A 17,927-nucleotide genomic window follows, 5' to 3' on the forward strand; every position below is an offset into this window, starting at 1 on the left:
AGCCAGACCCAGGGGTGTGAGGAACCGGGCTGACGGCCGCGCAGGGAGGCACGGCCCCGGCGGCGCTCATGCGGCCGCCCATCCCGTCTTCCTGCACAGCGTTTTCCTCCGTGAACCCCGTGTCTGTCGTCTGGCACGAAAATCGAGTCCGCAAAGCGAGGGGCTTCATGGAGGGCTGAGCACGCCCCCAACGCAACAGGCCCCGGTGAAAACCGGGGCCTGTGCGAAGCATCGTCCTTGCCCTGCGGGACTACTTGGACCAGAAGTTCAGGTCCTCGAAGAACCCCTTAACGCCGTCCAGCCAGGAGTGAGCCTGCGGGCTGTGCTTGGTACCGCCAGCCTGGGTGGACTCCTCGAACTGGCGCAGGAGCTGCTTCTGCTCCTTGGTCAGGTTGATCGGCGTCTCTACCACCACGCGGCAGATCAGGTCACCGACCCCGCCGCCATGCACGGACTTCACGCCCTTGCCACCGACCCGGAACTGCTTGCCGGTCTGGGTCTCCGCGGGGACCTTCAGCTTGACCCGGCCATCCAGCGACGGCACTTCCAAATCGCCGCCCAGAGCGGCCGTGGCGAACGACACCGGCACCTCGCAGTGCAGATCCGAGCCCTCGCGCCGGAACAACTTGTGCGGCTTGACCCGCACCTGCACGTAGAGATCACCCGGCGGGCCGCCGTTCATGCCGGCCTCGCCCTGGCCTCCCAGGCGGATGCGGTCACCGCTGTCCACCCCGGCCGGGATCTTCACGTCCAGGGTGTTCTGCTCCTGCACTCGACCCTTGCCGTGGCAGGACTTGCAGGGGCTGGAGACGACCTTGCCCGCGCCCTCGCAACGCGGGCAGGTCTGCTGCACCGAGAAGAAACCCTGCTGGATGCGCACCTGGCCGACCCCATTACAGGTCGGGCAGGTCTCCGGCGAGGTCCCCGGCTCGGCGCCCGAGCCATCACAGGCCTCGCAGCTGACGGTGGTCGGGATACGGACCTTCACCTCGGTGCCGAACACGGCCTCTTCCAGGGTCAGGTCCAGGTTGTACTGCAGGTCGGAGCCACGATAGGCCCGCTGCCCGCGGCCGCCCCCGCCACCTCCGAAGATATCGCCAAAGATGTCCTCGAAGATGTCACTGAAGTTGGAGGCCCCGGCGCCCCCGCCAAAGCCCCCGGCCGAGCCGTCCACGCCGGCATGGCCGTAACGGTCGTAGGCGGCGCGCTTCTGGTCGTCGCTGAGGACGTCATAGGCGGCGCGCGCCTCCTTGAACTTGGCCTCGGCCTCCGCATCCCCGGGGTTGCGGTCGGGGTGGTGCTTCATCGCCAGGCGGCGAAAGGCCTTCTTGATATCGGCGGCCGAGGCGTCCTTGGAGACGCCCAGCACCTCGTAATAGTCGCGTTGTGACATGGTCATTCCCTGCTGATTCGTGCGCGCGAACGCGGAATGCCTTCACGCAAACGCCCGGAGTAACGAGTACCCCGGGCGCGGCGTTCAAACAGTTCCGGCGGGACGCCATAGCGTCCCGCCGGCTGTGGCATCAGCCCTGCTTTTTCTGGTCGTCGTCGACTTCCTCGAACTCGGCGTCCACGACATCGTCGCCCTGCTGGCCACCCTCGGCCTGCTCGGCCCCGGCCTCGCCCGCGGCGTCCGCGCCCTGGGCATAGGCCTTCTCGGCCAGCTTGCCGGAGACCTCGGCCAGCTTCTGCGCGGCCTGCTCAATGGCCTCGGGGTCGTCGCCTTCCATCGCGGTCTTGGTCTCGGCCACCGCCGACTCGATCGCGGTGCGCTCGTCGTCGGAAACCTGGTCTGCCAGATCCTTCAGGGACTTCTCGGCCGAATGCACCAGGCCATCAGCCTGGTTGCGCGCCTGGACCAGCTGCTGGAACTTCTTGTCGTCCTCGGCGTGGGCCTCGGCGTCCTTGACCATCTGTTCGACTTCCTCGTCGGACAGGCCGGAGGAGGCCTTGATGACGATCTTGTTCTCCTTGCCGGTCGCCTTGTCCTTGGCCGAGACGTTCAGGATGCCGTTGGAGTCGATGTCGAAGGTGACCTCGATCTGCGGCACACCACGCGGCGCGGCCGGGATGTCCTGCAGGTCGAAGCGACCCAGCGACTTGTTGGCGCTGGCCATGTCGCGCTCACCCTGCAGCACGTGCACGGTCACCGCCGTCTGGTTGTCCTCGGCGGTGGAGAACACCTGATTGGCCCGGGTCGGGATCGTGGTGTTCTTCTCGATCAGCTTGGTCATCACGCCACCCATCGTCTCGATCCCGAGCGACAGCGGGGTCACGTCCAGCAGCAGCACGTCCTTGACGTCGCCACCCAGCACGCCGGCCTGCACCGCGGCACCGACCGCAACGGCCTCGTCCGGGTTCACGTCCTTGCGCGGCTCCTTGCCGAAGAACGCCTGCACCGCTTCCTGCACCTTGGGCATGCGGGTCTGGCCACCGACCAGGATCACGTCGTCCACCTCGGAGGCGGACAGGCCGGCATCCTTCAGCGCGACCTTGCACGGCTCGATGGAGCGCTTGACCAGGTCATCGACCAGGCTCTCCAGCTTGGCGCGGGTAATCTTCAGCGCCAGGTGCTTGGGCCCGGTGTTGTCGGCGGTGATGTACGGCAGGTTCACCTCGGTCTGCTGGCTGGAGGACAGCTCGATCTTGGCCTTCTCGGCGGCCTCCTTCACGCGCTGCATCGCCAGCGGATCGCCCTTGATATCGATGCCCTGGTCCTTCTTGAACTCGTCGACCAGGTAGTCGATCAGACGGTTGTCGAAGTCCTCGCCACCGAGGAAGGTGTCGCCGTTGGTCGCCAGCACCTCGAACTGGTGCTCGCCATCCACCTCGGCGATCTCGATGATCGAGACGTCGAAGGTACCGCCACCCAGGTCGTACACGGCGATCTTGCGATCCCCGCGCTGCTTGTCCATGCCATAGGCGAGCGCGGCCGCGGTCGGCTCGTTGATGATGCGCTTGACCTCGAGCCCGGCGATCTTGCCGGCGTCCTTGGTCGCCTGACGCTGGGAGTCGTTGAAGTACGCCGGGACGGTGATGACCGCCTCGGTAACCTCTTCGCCGAGATAGTCCTCGGCGGTCTTCTTCATCTTCTGCAGCACGCGCGCGGAGATCTCCGGCGGGGCCATCTTCTTGCCCTGCACCTCGATCCAGGCATCACCGTTGTCGGCTTTCACGATGTTGTAGGAAACAAGCTTGATGTCCTTCTGGACCTCGTCTTCCTGGAACTTGCGACCGATCAGGCGCTTGGAAGCGAACACGGTGTTCTGGGGGTTGGTGACCGCCTGGCGCTTCGCGGACTGGCCAACCAGCACCTCGCCGTCGTCACTGAACGCGACGATGGACGGGGTGGTGCGGGTGCCTTCCGCGTTCTCGATGACCTTGGCCTGGTCGCCTTCCATTACGGCGACGCAGGAGTTGGTGGTCCCGAGGTCAATACCAATGATCTTGCCCATGACTGAAATCTCCTGATGCGAAAAATTTTGCGCTGCAGAGCGTGTTTCTCTGCCAACTTGTACGGGAATCTGGGGCCCCGGGCCGGGTTTTCAAGGGGCAGCGTGTCCGATACCCCGAAAACCGGCCCGAAAAGACGGTGTCAGGCGCTTTCGTCGATGTTCGGCGAGGTCGGCGCCTTGGAGACCACCACCATCGCCGGGCGCAGCACGCGGTCCTGCAACCGGTACCCCTTCTGCATGGTGGCCACCACGGTGTTCGGCGGGTTCTCCGGGTCTTCCTGCATGGACATCGCCTGGTGACGCTCCGGATCGAAGCGCTGGCCGGTCGGGTCCTCGGACTGGATGCCGAACTTCTCGAACACCCGGGTCAGGTTCTTCAGGGTCAGCTCGGCGCCCTCGATGATGCGCTCGACATCCTTGGACTCGCGCGCCGCCTGCAGCCCCAGTTCCAGCGAGTCGCCCACCTCCAGCATTTCGGCAGCGAACTTCTCCATTGCGTACTTGTGCGCGTTCTCCAGCTCGCGCTCGAAGCGGCGGCGCTGGTTCTCCAGCTCGGCCTGGGCCCGCAGGGCCTGGTCGCGGCGCTCTTCGGCCAGAGCCTCGAGCTCCTGCAGCCGATCATCCGTGCCACCCTCGGCCTCGGGGGCCTCCTCGTTCCGGGTCTCGAGTTCTTCCGGCTGTTCCTGGGATTCCCGCTGTTCGGACATGCTGGCCTCGCAAATCAATGAAAAACAAAATCGCCCGCCGCGCCGATCACCGGCGGACAGGGTGGATTGGGTTGTCTATCTGGATGCTGGGGGCATTCCCCCCGGTTTCAAGGGGGTCGCTACTTCGAATCATCCACCGGGTGATCGCCCAGCGCCGAGCCCAGCAGGCGGGCCGTCACGTCCACAATCGGGATCACCCGGTCGTAGGACATCCGCGTGGGACCAATGACCCCGAGCACGCCCACCACCTCGCCGTCGACACTGTAGGGCGCAGTCACCACCGAACAGTTCTCGAACCAGTCGAGCCCCGATTCGCGGCCGATGAAGATCTGCACCCGGTCGCCGCGGATGCACTGGTCGAGGATGCCGAGGATCTCCTGCTTCTCGTTGAAGGCCTCCAGCAACTGGCGCAGGCGAGCCATGTCCGCCAGCTCCTCGTAGCCCAGCAGGTGGGTCTGCCCGGCCACGACCACATCGTCCGGGTCCTCGTCGCCCACCGCCTTCTCGCCCAGGTCGATCGCCGCCAGCATCATTGCGTCCAGGTCGTCACGCACGTCACGCATCTCGCGTAACAGCTCGGCGCGCACCGCATGCAGGCTCTTGCCGGCCAGATGGGCATTCAGGTAGTTCGCCATGCGCTGCAGTTCGTCCTGGCTGAAGTCACGGTCCAGTTCCAGTACCCGGTTCTGCACCTCCTTGCCGTCGATCACCAGGATCGCAAGGATGCGGCCCTCGCCCAGGCGCAGGAACTCGATCTGACTGAGCGCCACGTTGCGATGCCGCGGCAGGCGCACCATCCCGGCCATGCGCGTGACCCGCGACAGCAGGTTGCTGGTGGCGTCCATCAGGTCCTGGGTGCTGGCAGTCGGATCGAACCCCGACTGGATCGCACGGATATCCTCCGGCGAGGGATTGCGCACCTCCAGCAGGCTGTCGACGAACAGCCGGTAGCCGGCCGGGGTCGGTATGCGCCCGGCCGAGGTATGCGGCGAATGGATCAGCCCCATATCCTCGAGATCCGCCATCACGTTGCGCACGGTGGCGGCGCTCACACTGAGGCCAGAGGTCCGGGCCAGGGTGCGCGAACCGACGGGCTGGCCATCCCGGATATAGCTCTCGATCAGGGTCCGCAACAGGGTGCGGGCCCTGGCGTCCAGATTGATCGTTGCGTTTTCCATGGATCGTCAGCGCTCCACTCGGTCGAGTGCTTAAAGGTTCAGTCTTGGATCGTGCAGGAATCAGGTCAAGAAACCCCGGGTGCAGTCGCGGTCCCTTTTCCGGATAATGCCGGCATGATGCCAGACTTCAACAAGGTCGGACTGGTCGGCAAGTCCAGCGACTCGCGTACCGCGCCCCTGGTCGCGACCCTGGTGGGTCTGCTGCAGGAGCGCGGCCGCCAGGTCTTCATGGAACAGGAGATCGACGGCTTCGAGCGGCCGGACAGCGTCGGGCTCCTGCCGCTGGACGAACTGGCCCACGCGGTGGACCTGCTGATCGTGATCGGCGGTGACGGGACACTGCTGGCCACGGCCCGCGTCACCGCGGATGCCGACACCCCGCTGCTGGGGATCAACCTCGGCCGGCTCGGCTTCCTGGTGGATGTCTCCCCCGACACCGCCCCGGAGGAACTGGGCGAGGTCCTGGATGGCGCCTTCGAGCGCGAACCCCGGGCCATGCTCGAGGCCGAGCTGATCCGCGACGGCGTCACCATCCACCGCGGGATCGCCCTGAATGACGTCGTCCTCCACGTGCTGAGCGTGGTGCGCATTATCGAATTCGACACCGCGATCGACGGCATGGATGTCGGACGCCTGCGGGCCGACGGCCTCGTAATCGCGACCCCCACCGGTTCCACCGCCTACGCACTGTCCGCCGGCGGGCCGATCCTGACCCCCCAGCTGGACGCGATGGTGCTCGTGCCGGTCTGCCCACACAGCCTGAATCACCGCCCGCTGGTCGTCAGCGGCCGCTCCACCATCGAGATCCGCCTGTCCAGCGGCAGCCGCTCGCCGGCCCAGGTCGCACTGGATGGCCAGGAGAACGTGGACTTCGCCCCCGGCGACCTGCTGCGCATCCATCGCCGCGAACAGGCCCTGACCCTGATCCACCCCCGCGAACACCACTTCCTGCGCGTGCTCCGCACCAAGCTGCGCTGGGGCGAGCAGCCCTGATCCCATGTTGCATCTGATCAGCATCCGCGACTTCGCGATCATCGACCGGCTGGAACTGGAGCTGGACACCGGCCTGAGCGCCCTGACCGGCGAGACCGGGGCCGGCAAGTCCATCCTGATCGACGTGATCGGCCAACTGCTGGGCGACCGCGCCGACGCCGGCATGGTGCGCGAGGGCGCCGAACAGGCCGATCTGTCGGCCGAGTTCGCCCTGCCCGCCAAGGGCCCGGCCAGCGCCTGGCTGGCCGAACAGGACCTGGCCGAGGCGGACGACGAAAACGTCCTGCTGCGCCGCGTGCTGACCCGCCAGGGGAAGAGCCGCGCCTGGATCAACGGGCGGCCGGTCGCGGTGGGTCAGCTGCGCACCCTGGGCGAATGGCTGGTGGACATCCACGGCCAGCACGCGCATCAGCAGCTCTTGCAGCGCGATACCCAGCGCCACTGGCTGGACGGCTTCCTCGACGGCAACCCGACGCGCGATGTCCGCGAGGCCCACCGCGCCTGGCGCGCTGCGGCGAGCGCCCTGGACCAGGCACGCGAGGCCCAGGCCGACACCTCCGACCGCCTCGATCTGCTGCGCTTCCAGAGCGGAGAACTGGCCGAGCTGGCCCCGGTACAGGACGAATACCCCCGACTGCTGACCGAACAAAACCAGCTCGCCCACGGCACCGAGGTACTCACCGCCCTGCAGACCGCCAGCCAGCAGATCGAGGAGGACAGCGGGCTGGACACGCAGCTGGGCCAGGTCCTGCACGCCCTGCAGGACGCCGCGCAACACGACGAGCGGGTCAGTCCGGCGGTCGAGCTGCTGGAATCCGCCCGCATCCAGATCGACGAGGCCGGCGACCACCTGCGCCGCCTGGCCGACGGCATCGAGCTGGACCCGGAACGTCTCGCCGAGCTGGATACTCGCGTCAGCGAATACCTGCGCCTGGCGCGCAAGCACCGGATCGACCCCGAGGCCCTGCCGGGCCTGTTCGATGAACTGCAAACGGAACTGGATGCCCTGGAAAACGGCGATCAGACCGTTGAGGCCCTGGAGGCGCGCGAACAGCAGACCCGCGAGGCCTTCGATACCGCTGCCACGAAACTCACTCAGGCTCGCCGGAAGGCCGCCAGCCGCATCGGCCAGTCGGTCACCGAGACCATGCAGGAACTGGGCATGGCTGGCGGCCACTTCGAGATCGGGGTCGAGCCCGCCGACAAGCCGCAGGCCCACGGAGTGGACCACATTGAATTCCGCGTGGCCGCGAACCCCGGTGCTGCGCCGCAGCCGATGGCCAAGGTCGCTTCCGGCGGCGAGCTCTCGCGCATCGGGCTGGCGCTACAGGTACTGGCCAGCGAGCAGCAGACGGTGCCCACGCTGATCTTCGACGAGGTCGACAGCGGCATCAGTGGCGCGGTCGCCGAGGTGGTCGGGCGCAAGCTGCGCAGCCTGGGCGAGCGCCATCAGGTCCTGTGCGTGACTCACCTGGCCCAGGTCGCCGCCCAGGCGCACCACCAGCTGGAGGTACAAAAGAGCCACGCCAAGGACGGCACCCGCACCGCGATCCAGCCGCTGGACGACGAACGCCGCGTGGAGGCCCTGGCCCGCCTGATCGGCGGCACCCAGCTCACCGAGACCACCCGCACCCACGCCCGCGAACTCCTCGCCTCCGCCGGCTAGCGCCTCCCCGGAACCACGAATACCAGGGAAACCGTAGGATGCAATGAGCGCAGCGAATCGCATCGTTCAAGACGTGGCACTCACCCCATGGGCCACCCGATGCGATTCGCTGCGCTCATCGGCATCCTACCGCTTTCGGACCGGGCCGCCGGCGTCCCGGGACCACAATGAACACGCCGCCCGGATCAGGACCGCGCCGGCCAGGCCCCATCCGGCAGGTAGCGCGCATCGGGCGGCAATTGCGGCATCCAGTACACCCAGAGGGCCCGGGGTCCCTCCTCCGTCCAGGCGGGAACCAGCGCGCGGCGATATTCCCCGCGGCCGTCGCGGCGGAGGCCTTCGAGGGCGTCCACTCGCGGGAGGGTGCAGGCCGGGTCGGGCAGACGGATCCATTCGCCCAGGACGCGGCCGCAGGCATCCCCGGCCCGCACGGGTGGCACCGGGTTCCGGACGAGCCGCTGGCGGCCTGCATCGCGCACGGGATCGGGGCCCGCCTCCAGCAGGATGCTGTCACCGGGGATCTGTACGGCCGGGTAGCCCACCGGCAGGTCAAAGATCGTGCCTTCGATCGACGCGGGGCGGATCCGGAGGGCCCGCTCGCAGAATGCACGGTGGTTGGCAAAACCGCACTTGAGCGTCCCGTAGACGAACAGGTCCACCACCTCCGGCATGGCTACTCCCGCGGCAGACGGACCACCGGGCGCCACAGGCGCGCGGACTCGGGCACCTCGCCGGGCCAGTCCACGACGTAGTCGATCAGTGGCAGGTCCGGGGCGTCCTGCTCGCGGATCACGCGCCCGGCCACTGAAACGCGGGCGCGGCGGACCGTCTCCGGATCGCCGCTCAGCAGCGGATGCCAGGCTGGCAGAGGGTGGCCCTCGAATCGCAGCCGGTAGGCGCAGGTCGGTGGCAGCCAGTGATAGTGCGGCAGGTCCTTCCGGGTCAGCTGGATGCAGTCCGGCACGAAGTCGCGGCGGTTCGTGTAGTCGGAGCAGTAGCCGGTCTCGCAGTCGAGCAGATCGCAGGCCAGCCAGGTAAAGGCCAGCTCGCCCGAGTCCTCGTCTTCCAGCTTGTGCAGGCAACAGCGCCCGCAGCCATCGCACAGGGCCTCCCACTCGGCATGGGTCAGGCTCTCGAGCGGGCGCTCCCAGAACGGGCGGTCATCCGTCGGGTTCGACTCACTCATGATCCCCGTGATCCTCGCCCAGACGGCGCCGCCCCTCATCGCGCAGGCGCTCCACCGTCTGCCCCCAGCGGTCCTGGGTGACGTAATGCATCAGCACGCGGCCGCGCCGCGGGACCAGGATAACCAGCCCCTCCTCGGGGTAGAGCCAGTAGCTGTGATCGGAGGCGATGCGCATCCGCTCGCGGGGCTCGCCGAAGCGCTTGGTGATCAGGTCCTCGGTCCATTGCGCGCGGGGGATATAGCTCATCTCGACGATCGGCACATTGCCCAGCGAGGTCAGGGCATTGTCGCTCAGCCCGTAGCGCCGGGCGCCACTGGGCATCGGGCGCTCGGAGGTGACTTCGGACTGAATCCGGTCCAGCGCGGCCTCGTCCAGATCCGGGCGCAGGATCAGGTTGGCCTCGAACGGCGGGATGCGCGCGTTCACGTAATAGGCCTCCAGCGAACGCGAGCCGTCCGCGTCCACGAACAGTCGGATATCCGGCACCGGCAGGCGGTGCATCAGATCCGCCATGGTGGTCTCGCCCAGCACGACCCCCAGCACCCGGGTGCGCTGGCGGTCCCCCACCTCGATCTGCCAGGGCAGATCGGAGAACTGCTGGCTGCGCATCCCGCCGGGGTTGGAATAGACCCACATGGCCAGGGCCAGGATGACCCCCATCACCACCAGCCCGATGATCCAGCGTATGCCCATTCCGCGATTCCCCTCGAGACAACGTGTAGCCCGCCCGTGGCGGGCGCTGTGCGGCGCCTCGTATAATGCGGCGCTCGCCCGACGACCGGATAACAGCCCACCATGTTCGCACGTTTGTCTGCCTGGATCACCGCCCGCTCCGTCCCCGGCGAAAGCAGCGGGCGCATCCTGGTCCTGGCCCCGCGGGCCACTCTGGAGACCGCCGCCGACTGGCTGCAGGAGCTGGCCGGGTCCGTCGGCCCCATCGCCCTCGGCGTCACCGACTGTGGCCAGGACCGCGAGGTCGAGGGCCTGATCGACGGCCTCCCGGCCCTGGCGATGCGCCCCGAACTGGCCGCCACACGTCTGGCGCGCCTGCAACCGCGCGCCATCCTGGTCATCGGCCCCCTGCACGCTGGCGATCTGGACCTGGGACCCGCCCTCGGCGCGGTCCACGTGCCACGCATCTGGATCAATGCCGAGGGTGACGGCGCGGCAGGCGTCGAATGGAATGCGGTCTTCGCTGCACGCGAGGCCGCTACCCCCTCCGGCCCGGTCGAGGTGATCGGCGATCCGATCGCCGGCGCGGTGGAACTGCCGCCCGCGCCATCCGGGGATGACGGGTTCTGCGAGCGTTTTCGCGAGTACCACGAGAAGGGTCACCCGATCCTGCTGGCACCCAATACTGGCCCGGGCGAGGAGGCCTTCGCCTTCGCCGTGTTGTTCGCGGTCCTGCGCAAGAGCGCCGCCATCCTGTTGCTGGCCCCGGCCGACCCGGCACGCCACGAGCCGGTCTATCGCGACGCGATCAAGTACTCCCTGCCGATCATCCGCCACAACCGCTTCATGACGTCCTTCGTGCCGCGCAAGAACCGGGTCTACTACATCGAGGACCCGGAGACCCTGCACGCCGCCTACACCTGCGCCGACGTGACCCTGCCGGGTGGCACCCTGGCCGCCAGCGAGACCCCTCCGGACCTGGGGCTGCCACTGGCCTGTGGCAGCGCGGTGATCTGCGGCCCCGCGCAGCACGAGCGCCATCCGGACGCCGCCACCCGGCTGCGCATCGCGGCCGAACACACCGGCCTGGTCGCCCGCGGCGAGGACCCCGAACAGGTGGCCGAAGAGGTGCTTGCCCGCCTGGCGGAAGGGATTGATCGGCAGGCTCGCCGCGAGCGTCTGGCTGCATGGCAGGCGCGACAGGCCGGCGCCCGCGAGGCTGTTCAAGCCCGCCTGCAAGGCTTGCTCGGCACCTCCTGACGCCTTCCTGGATGGGCTTCCGGTGAAGTGCAACTAATTGATCTATAATTCGGTCGTAGGGTTGCAACCGAAAACCATAACGAGTTCGAAACGATGATCGACGGCAGCACCTCCCTCGCGGGCATTCAGAAGGGCATGACCAGCATGCGCCAGCAGGCACATACGGTGGCCACCGAGAATGCGGGCAGTCGCGAGGGCATGGGCGCCCAGGTCGGCATGATCGCCAGCCAGAATCAGATCGAGGCCTCGGTGAAGACCCTGCAGGCCGAAGATCGAATGATCGGCTCACTGCTGGATGTGCGCGCCTGAATCCAGGCGACAAGACCACGTAACGATCAGGGGGCTCGACGAGTCACACGATGGAAGTCCCAGTCTCCAACCCCTCAGCTGCAGTACCGATCGGCACACGCCCGACCGGAAGCGACCGGCTGGGCCTGGGCCAACTCTCCACCCCGGCGGATTTCGAACGCCCGCTGAACGATCCGGAGGCCGGCGCAGCCCGCCGGCCGCTCGAAGACCGCCCGGAACAGGACGACAACCGGCGCGGTGATGCCGAACAGGATCAGGGACTGGCCTTCCCGCGATCGGACCAGGAGATGGCCTCCCGCGCCCGCGTGGCGGCCCAGATCGAGGCGTTCCGCAGCGGCAATGATTCCGCCGAGGCCATGCCGGCGGACGGCGGCCCGCTGAGCGGTGGTGGTGTCGAGGCCCTGCGCCGTCGCGTGGAACTCGCGGTCAGCCTGGCCGGCCCGGCCGAAGAGCCGCGCCGCGAACTGAACGTAGTGATCTAGCCCAACGCCAACCGCAACGCCTTGCCCCTTTCTCAGTCTCAGGGGCACCCCAGCGCAAGCGCCCGACCGACCCGCTATTGCAGACGGGGCGACGAATGGCCCTGCAACCACTCCTGCGCACGCTCACCGGCATGCAGGCGCTGCTCCGGGCTCAGCTCGCGAGCGACCCGCTCGCGGTGCCGCGCGGCGCTCGCAACCCCCATCTCCGCCGCAATCGCATACCACTTGAACGCCGACACGTCGGACCGCTCCACGCCCTCGCCCATCGCGAACAGACGCGCGAGATTGGCCGCCCCACGCCCCTCACCGGCCTCGGCCGCCAGCAGGTACCACTGTGCCGCCTGTTCCGGGTCCTGCGGCAGGCCCCGGCCCTCGTCGAACTTGAGACCCAGATTGAACATGGCCTGGGCGTTCCCGCGCTCGGCGGCAATATGGAACCAGCGCGCGGCCTCGTTGGGATTCGCCTCCGGCCCATCACCCTGCTCGAACAGCACCGCCAGGTTGAAGGCCGCATCCGGGAAGCCGGCCTCGGCTGAGCGCTGGTACCACTGCGCGGCCTCGAGCGGATCCCGGGGCAGGTACTGCCCTTCGTCCAGCAGCACGCCAAGATTAAACGCGCACTGCGGATCCCCCGCCTCGGCACCCTGGCGCCAAAGGGTCATCGCAGCGTCATGTTCGCCCCGGGCCCAGGCCGAGCGGGCCTGATCGAGGAGGGGGTCGGGTTGGGAGGATTGCGCCATCACTACGGTCCGTGAATTGCCTGGGCATCACTGTAGCGGTGGGTTCGTGATGCGTCGACAAACCGCACGGGGATACGTGATGAGCGCCACGATCGCCTCACCGAAACGATGGAGTGTGATGAACTTCTCGCAACATATGAGGGGGTATTCCGGTCAACCGGATTGAACGTCATTTGTCCGTTCACATTCACCCCGGATACACAGGAGTTTCCATGAAACATTCCACCAAGATCCTGGCCGCCATGGCCATCGCACCCCTCGTCTTCCTGATGGGCTGCTCCGACGGCGACATGGGCATGGACGAGTTCGAAGAGCAACAGATGCAGGAACAGCCCGAGACCGGTGAAGGCGGCATGCAGAGCGCCCCACCAACCCAAGACGGCATGCAGCAACAGCAGCCGCGGGAAGGCGACATGCAGCAGCCCCCGATGGATGACGGCATGGACGAGCAGGGCGGCTCCCTGGAACCCGAGGGTGACGACCGCCTCTGATCCTGCCCCGGATCCGTCACCCAGGCGACCAGCTGGCGCTGGTCCGCCACAAAAAAGCCCCGACACGCTGCGCGTGCCGGGGCTTTCACGTACTGCAGGGCAGGAAATCAGTTGCTGAAGGTGTCTTCCATCTCGTCGCCGGCATCCTCCATCGAATCGCCCGCATCGTCCATGGCGTCATCGATGTTCTCGCCGGCCTCTTCCGCCGGGCCCTGATTGTCACACCCCGCGAGGGTGGCACTGCCCAGCGCCATCATCAGGGCAAGCATCAGGATCGTCAGTCGCGATTTCCACATGGTGTTCTCCTTTACCGTAAGGGTCCTTTCTCGCTTCGCCCCCAGTACCCGACAGTTACCCGTCGAACCGGGGACACTCGGGGCATTCGACCGGGAAGCCCAACATACGATCCGTCTTGCCGGAAACCCGCCCTCCAGAATGTGACGGGCTACCGATTCCGGTTTCCCATACAAGAAGACCGCACCCGAGGAAGGTGCGGTCTTCGATGCAAGAGACACCGACTCAGAACCGGTGCGTCAACCCGACCGAGAACGTACGCGGTTCGTTGGGCCGGGCACCGTCCGGGGAACGGGAGATGATTTGTTGCTCATCCAGCACATTGCTCACCCGGGCATAGAGGTCGGTGTTCCTGCCCAGGGGATACTGGCTCACCAGGTCGATCGTGGTCAGCGACTCGGTGCGGTCGAATGCGCCCGTGCTCCGGTTACAGCCATCGCTGTTGCAGGTCGCGTCGATGTACTTCACGACCGCGTAGTGGTTCCAGCCACTCGCGTGCTCGAGGCCCCCTCGAAGGCTGAACTGGTGGCGCGGGACCCCCTGCAAGCGATCGCCCTCTTGCTGCCCCGAGGCCGGGTTGTCCGCGCTGGCCTTGGCGCTGGTGTAGGTGTAGCTGGCCTCCAGGGGCGCGTGGAAGGATCCCAGATCCATCCCCGTGGAGGCCCGCAACTCCAGTCCGGAGATGACCGCCTCCCCGGTCGTGAAGGTCCCGGAGGTGGCGCCGTCCGAGCAGGGCGTCGCCACCGAGCAGTTCTGCACGAAGTCGGAGAAATCGCTGTAGAAACCAATCGCCTCGACAAACGCATGGTCGCCCTGATACCGGGCGCCCAGTTCCCAGTTCGTGCTGGTTTCCGGGTCCTGGTCTTCGGTCGCACCGCCCCCCAGGGGAGCAAACCCACGGTGAACCCCCGCCAGGAGTTGCCAGCGGTCCGTGAAGTCGTAGGTGAGCGAGGCCCCGGGCAGCCAGACGCTGCTCGAGTTGGAGCGCCGCGAATCCACGACGTTACGCTGCGTATCGGCATACTGGGTCCGCGAGGTCTCGACATCCTCGTAGCGCAGCAGCAGGTTCGCGGTCAGCCGGTCACTGACGTACCACTCGTCGGCGAGCCAGAAGCTCCAGGCCTGCGCATCCTCGAACCGGTTGTTGCTGCCCGTCGGCTGGATGGTCTCCTGATAGACGAGGGAACCGTTCACCTGATCGTAGATGTCGTCCGGCTGGAAGCGATCCATCTCGTCCTGGTGGTAGCGGGCACCCACGCGCAGCCAGTGGTCCCCGAAGTCCATGCCCAGTTCGGTCTGGATGCCCTCGGAGACATATTCGCGGTTGTTGTTGCGGTAAGTCAGTCCCGCCACATCGTCCTCGCCCCGGAGGATTCGTTGCGCGGTCGCATCGCCCCGATTGGCGTCATCAATGAACGCGCTACCCCCGCCCAGCTTGAACCAGTTTCGGGCGAATTCGTTGCGGTACAACGTGGTGGTCATGCGCACGCGGTCGGACCAGTCGATGTCGTGCGTGAGACTCAGACCAAGGTGATCGTTCTCCATCTGATCGATCCCGGACAGGCCATAGCGCCGGTTGGGATCACGCGCGAAATCCGCGTCGGTCAGGCCAAGATAGGTCTCGTTGGACGTTTCCTCCGAGTACTGGACCTTGGCCTCGATGCTCTGGCGCTCGCCATCCCAGCGCAGCTTGCCGACATAGTCCTGGATGTCGTAGCCAGTATCGCGGTGGCTGCGATCGATATCCTTGAAGCCGGCCCCGTTGCGCTGGACGGTCTCGACCATGTAGCTCCAGTCACCGGAGCGATCCCCGAACATCGCGTGCACGTCGGTGCCGCCCCGATCGTTCACCACCGTCTCGATGGAGCCTCCGCGTTCCCGGGGGATGGGCGTGGACACCAGATTGATCACGCCCCCGGTGGTCTGCGGCCCGTGGCGCAACAGCGGGGCGCCCTTGAGCACTTCGATCTCGTTGATCCGCATCGTGGTCGGGAAATAGTAGGCCGCCGGATTGGAATACGGTGCCGGGGCAATCAGCACGTTGTCTTCCATCAGGGTCACCTTGCTGCTGCGTCCCGGAGGCGCCGCGCGGATCCCGATATTGGGGCGCAGACCCGCCCCGTCTTCCTCCTGCACGTACACGCCGGGCACGGTCTTGAGCGCCTGGTGGATGTCCGTGGTCCCTTCGGTTTCCAGCTGTTCGCGACCCACCACGGCCGCCGAGCCGGGCAGCCGCTGCGTCGCGGTCACGTCTCCGAGGATTTGCACCGGCGCCAGCCGGGCCTCGGTTCCGGATTCGGCTGTCGGGGCAGCCTCGTCGGCATGCAGCGCGGGAATCCCCACGGCCCCGGCAATTGCGAGTACGACGGCACGTCGCCTCCATACCCCGGAGTTGCGCGAGTGGTCGGCGGGTCGTGCGATTCGGCGGCTTGCCAGATGGTTTCGAGCCATTGTTGTCTCCCTTGAGTTGGCCAGCATCAACACCGCTGCGGACACCGGGGCGCCGCAGATCGGTGACGGATTGGAGGCTGGCTGAGGGAGGGACTCCCCTGGCTGGCAGGTGCCGCGGTGAGGACCGCGGCCGGTGTTTCACGAGATTTACTTGGTCAGGATCAGCTTGTCGTTGGCGGTCCGGCGCAGGGTGTACCACTCGCCGCGGTGGCAGATACGGATCTGCCGCGCGGGGCCCAGCAGTTGCTCGCTGGCAATCTCGCGCGGGCCCGGATCCTGGCGGACAGCCGGCTTGCCGGGTGGATACGTTCCGGAATTCATTGTTCCCCCTCCGGTTCGGAGACGAAGGCCATGCGGCTCACCCCGGACTGGCGCACCTCGGCCATTACCCGGGCCAGGCGTTCGTAACGCGTGTCACGATCCGCGCGCAGATAGATCGCGATGTCCGGTTGTGTCTCCAGCGCCTCGCGCAGGCGCGCCGGGAGACGCTCCAGCGAGACCGACTCGTTGTTCCAGTACAGGTCGCCGCTTCCGTCCAGGGACAGCGTCACGCTGTCCGGCAGCTCGTCCACCGGCTCGCTGGTGGCCTGAGGAAGATCCAGGTCCACCGAGTGGGTAATCACCGGTGCAGTGATGATGAAGATCACCAGCAGCACCAGCATCACATCCACCAGCGGGATCACGTTCATGTCCGACATTGGTTCGCTGGTGTCGCCCATGCGTCCGAAGGACATGGCTTAGCCCTCCTGGTGCAGGCCGTCGTCCGGCAGTGCATGCGGATCGGTGCGACGGTCACGCGCCTCGCGAGCATTGCCGGGCTTCAGGTCAGAGTGCATCAGCAGCGCATGCACATCGTGTGCAAAGGCCTCGAAGTCCTGATGCAACAGGCGCTGGGAGCGATTGAAGATGTTGAAGAAGGCCACCGCCGGGATCGCCGCGGCCAGGCCGGCGGCGGTCGCCACCAGGGCCTCGCCGAGCGGACCCGCCACCAGATCCATGGACACCGACGACTCCTGTGAGATGTCGATCAGGGCGCCATGGATACCCCAGACGGTACCGAGGAGTCCGACAAAGGGCGCCAGCGCCCCGACCGAGGCGAACACGATATTGCCGGCCTGCATGCGCAGCAGCTGCCGGTCCATCGCCTGGCGAATCCGGCGCACCACGTGGTCGTCCAGGCGCTGCTCGGCCTTGTCCGAGCCATCGCGCACACCGCGGTAGTCGTCGAACGCGGCAAACGCCTCCTGACCGATCACCGCCAGCGGGCCGCGCTGGTCGTGGATCGCGTCGTGGAAGGCCGGCGCCGTCTGGCTGGCATCGAAGGCCGCCAACGCGGCGCGGTTGTCGCGACGCACGCCAATCAGCGTCAGCAGCTTGCTCGCGGCAATCGCCCAGGTCGCGACGGACATCAGCAGCAGGATCGCGAAGACCGCGACCAGCACCGGGTCACCATGGCGAAACACGTAGAAGACATCGAACTCGTTCATGCAATCATCCCCGGCTGCGCAGCGCTTCATGCGCCGGCCTTGTCATCGAATCGAAAAGTCCATCGGTACGAGCACCACGCCCTCCACCGCGCGTCCCCCACGGCGGGCAGGCTCGAACTCCCAATGCTCGATCGCCGCCTCGGCGGCATCGTCCAGGCGCCGGTGGCCGCTGCTCTCCTCCACCGACCAGTCCAGCGGCTGCCCCTGCGCGGAGACCCGGACTCGCAGCAGGACGGTACCCTCCTCCCCTCGGCGCAACGAGATTCGCGGATAGTCCGGCGGCGGGTTATTCAGGTACTCCGCCCCGAACCCCGGCTCCTCGAAGGGCTCGTCCTCTTGGCCCACCGGACCACCGGGGGCCGCCTCCGTCGCCGGCTCCTGGTCTTCGGCCGGCCCGGACGCGCCCGAACGACTCGGTTCTGGCTCCGGTTCTGGCTCCGGTTCTGGCTCTGGCTCTGGCTCTGGCTCTGGCTCTGGCTCTGGCTCTGGTTCCGGCTCTGGTTCCGGCTCTGGTTCCGGCTCTGGTTCCGGCTCTGGTTCCGGCTCTGGTTCCGG

At 67.0% G+C, this 17,927-nt stretch carries 20 protein-coding genes; 6 read left to right on the forward strand and 14 right to left on the reverse strand.

The window, feature by feature from the left end; all coding sequences use genetic code 11:
• Nucleotides 1-250: 250 nt before the first annotated feature.
• The 4 genes from dnaJ to hrcA form a co-directional block, all read right to left on the reverse strand.
• Nucleotides 251-1,399: a molecular chaperone DnaJ gene (gene dnaJ, locus D573_RS0100130; RefSeq protein WP_018145345.1), complete on the reverse strand. Its 1,149-nt coding sequence runs from the start codon at nucleotides 1,397-1,399 to the stop codon at nucleotides 251-253.
• A gap of 124 nt (nucleotides 1,400-1,523) precedes the next feature.
• The gene (dnaK, locus tag D573_RS0100135) at nucleotides 1,524-3,455 is read right to left on the reverse strand and encodes a molecular chaperone DnaK (protein ID WP_018937233.1); all 1,932 of its coding nucleotides are present in this window, start codon (nucleotides 3,453-3,455) and stop codon (nucleotides 1,524-1,526) included.
• A gap of 140 nt (nucleotides 3,456-3,595) precedes the next feature.
• Nucleotides 3,596-4,162 (reverse strand): nucleotide exchange factor GrpE, encoded by a 567-nt coding sequence (gene grpE, locus D573_RS0100140; RefSeq protein WP_018175853.1) that lies wholly within the window; start codon nucleotides 4,160-4,162, stop codon nucleotides 3,596-3,598.
• A gap of 119 nt (nucleotides 4,163-4,281) precedes the next feature.
• Nucleotides 4,282-5,340: a heat-inducible transcriptional repressor HrcA gene (hrcA, locus tag D573_RS0100145; RefSeq protein WP_018175854.1), complete on the reverse strand. Its 1,059-nt coding sequence runs from the start codon at nucleotides 5,338-5,340 to the stop codon at nucleotides 4,282-4,284.
• 114 nt (nucleotides 5,341-5,454) lie between these two features.
• Between hrcA and D573_RS0100150 the strand changes: the two genes are divergently transcribed.
• Nucleotides 5,455-6,333, forward strand: a complete 879-nt coding sequence (locus D573_RS0100150; protein WP_018169154.1) for an NAD(+) kinase — start codon at nucleotides 5,455-5,457, stop codon at nucleotides 6,331-6,333.
• A 4-nt stretch (nucleotides 6,334-6,337) separates the two neighbouring features.
• On the forward strand, nucleotides 6,338-7,999 hold the full coding sequence (recN, locus tag D573_RS0100155; RefSeq protein WP_018937234.1) for a DNA repair protein RecN: 1,662 nt from the start codon (nucleotides 6,338-6,340) through the stop codon (nucleotides 7,997-7,999).
• A 185-nt stretch (nucleotides 8,000-8,184) separates the two neighbouring features.
• On the opposite strand, the gene D573_RS0100160 is transcribed toward recN, so the two are convergent.
• The 3 genes from D573_RS0100160 to D573_RS0100170 are packed head-to-tail and all read right to left on the reverse strand — an operon-like array spanning nucleotide 8,185 to nucleotide 9,879.
• On the reverse strand, nucleotides 8,185-8,670 hold the full coding sequence (locus D573_RS0100160) for a gamma-glutamylcyclotransferase (protein WP_018937235.1): 486 nt from the start codon (nucleotides 8,668-8,670) through the stop codon (nucleotides 8,185-8,187).
• A gap of 2 nt (nucleotides 8,671-8,672) precedes the next feature.
• Complete coding sequence (locus D573_RS0100165) at nucleotides 8,673-9,185, reverse strand: YcgN family cysteine cluster protein (RefSeq protein ID WP_018937236.1); 513 nt, start codon at nucleotides 9,183-9,185, stop codon at nucleotides 8,673-8,675.
• Entirely contained in the window at nucleotides 9,178-9,879 is a 702-nt protein-coding gene (locus D573_RS0100170; RefSeq protein ID WP_018937237.1) for a hypothetical protein, read from the reverse strand. The genes D573_RS0100165 and D573_RS0100170 overlap by 8 nt, the downstream gene beginning before the upstream one ends.
• A gap of 102 nt (nucleotides 9,880-9,981) precedes the next feature.
• On the opposite strand from D573_RS0100170, the gene D573_RS0100175 reads away from it, so the two are divergent.
• From D573_RS0100175 to D573_RS0100185, 3 genes are all read left to right on the forward strand, one after another.
• The gene (locus D573_RS0100175; RefSeq protein WP_018175858.1) at nucleotides 9,982-11,118 is read left to right on the forward strand and encodes a hypothetical protein; all 1,137 of its coding nucleotides are present in this window, start codon (nucleotides 9,982-9,984) and stop codon (nucleotides 11,116-11,118) included.
• Nucleotides 11,119-11,211: 93 nt separating this feature from the next.
• The gene (locus tag D573_RS0100180; RefSeq protein WP_018145335.1) at nucleotides 11,212-11,427 is read left to right on the forward strand and encodes a hypothetical protein; all 216 of its coding nucleotides are present in this window, start codon (nucleotides 11,212-11,214) and stop codon (nucleotides 11,425-11,427) included.
• A gap of 50 nt (nucleotides 11,428-11,477) precedes the next feature.
• Nucleotides 11,478-11,909, forward strand: a complete 432-nt coding sequence (locus D573_RS0100185) for a hypothetical protein (protein WP_018175859.1) — start codon at nucleotides 11,478-11,480, stop codon at nucleotides 11,907-11,909.
• A gap of 74 nt (nucleotides 11,910-11,983) precedes the next feature.
• On the opposite strand, the gene D573_RS0100190 is transcribed toward D573_RS0100185, so the two are convergent.
• Entirely contained in the window at nucleotides 11,984-12,649 is a 666-nt protein-coding gene (locus tag D573_RS0100190) for a tetratricopeptide repeat protein (RefSeq protein ID WP_018175860.1), read from the reverse strand.
• Nucleotides 12,650-12,861: 212 nt separating this feature from the next.
• On the opposite strand from D573_RS0100190, the gene D573_RS0100195 reads away from it, so the two are divergent.
• Complete coding sequence (locus tag D573_RS0100195) at nucleotides 12,862-13,140, forward strand: hypothetical protein (protein WP_018937238.1); 279 nt, start codon at nucleotides 12,862-12,864, stop codon at nucleotides 13,138-13,140.
• A 107-nt stretch (nucleotides 13,141-13,247) separates the two neighbouring features.
• Here the strand turns inward: D573_RS0100195 and D573_RS0100200 are convergent, their stop codons facing one another.
• From D573_RS0100200 to D573_RS14915, 6 genes are all read right to left on the reverse strand, one after another.
• Entirely contained in the window at nucleotides 13,248-13,436 is a 189-nt protein-coding gene (locus D573_RS0100200; protein WP_018145331.1) for a hypothetical protein, read from the reverse strand.
• 223 nt (nucleotides 13,437-13,659) lie between these two features.
• A complete protein-coding gene (locus D573_RS0100205) occupies nucleotides 13,660-15,777 on the reverse strand; it encodes a TonB-dependent receptor domain-containing protein (protein WP_018937239.1) in 2,118 nt (705 codons plus the stop codon).
• Nucleotides 15,778-16,032: 255 nt separating this feature from the next.
• Nucleotides 16,033-16,206 (reverse strand): hemin uptake protein HemP, encoded by a 174-nt coding sequence (gene hemP / locus D573_RS13985; RefSeq protein ID WP_018937240.1) that lies wholly within the window; start codon nucleotides 16,204-16,206, stop codon nucleotides 16,033-16,035.
• Nucleotides 16,203-16,619, reverse strand: a complete 417-nt coding sequence (locus D573_RS0100215; RefSeq protein WP_018937241.1) for a biopolymer transporter ExbD — start codon at nucleotides 16,617-16,619, stop codon at nucleotides 16,203-16,205. Before D573_RS0100215 ends, hemP begins: the two co-directional genes overlap by 4 nt.
• Before the next feature lie 3 nt (nucleotides 16,620-16,622).
• A complete protein-coding gene (locus D573_RS0100220) occupies nucleotides 16,623-17,372 on the reverse strand; it encodes a MotA/TolQ/ExbB proton channel family protein (protein WP_018169164.1) in 750 nt (249 codons plus the stop codon).
• Between the two features lie 42 nt (nucleotides 17,373-17,414).
• Complete coding sequence (locus D573_RS14915) at nucleotides 17,415-17,717, reverse strand: energy transducer TonB (RefSeq protein ID WP_018169165.1); 303 nt, start codon at nucleotides 17,715-17,717, stop codon at nucleotides 17,415-17,417.
• Between the last annotated feature and the right edge of the window lie 210 nt (nucleotides 17,718-17,927).

Source organism: Thioalkalivibrio sp. AKL9, from assembly GCF_000377825.1.
GTDB classification, from domain to species: Bacteria; Pseudomonadota; Gammaproteobacteria; order Ectothiorhodospirales; family Ectothiorhodospiraceae; genus Thioalkalivibrio; species Thioalkalivibrio versutus.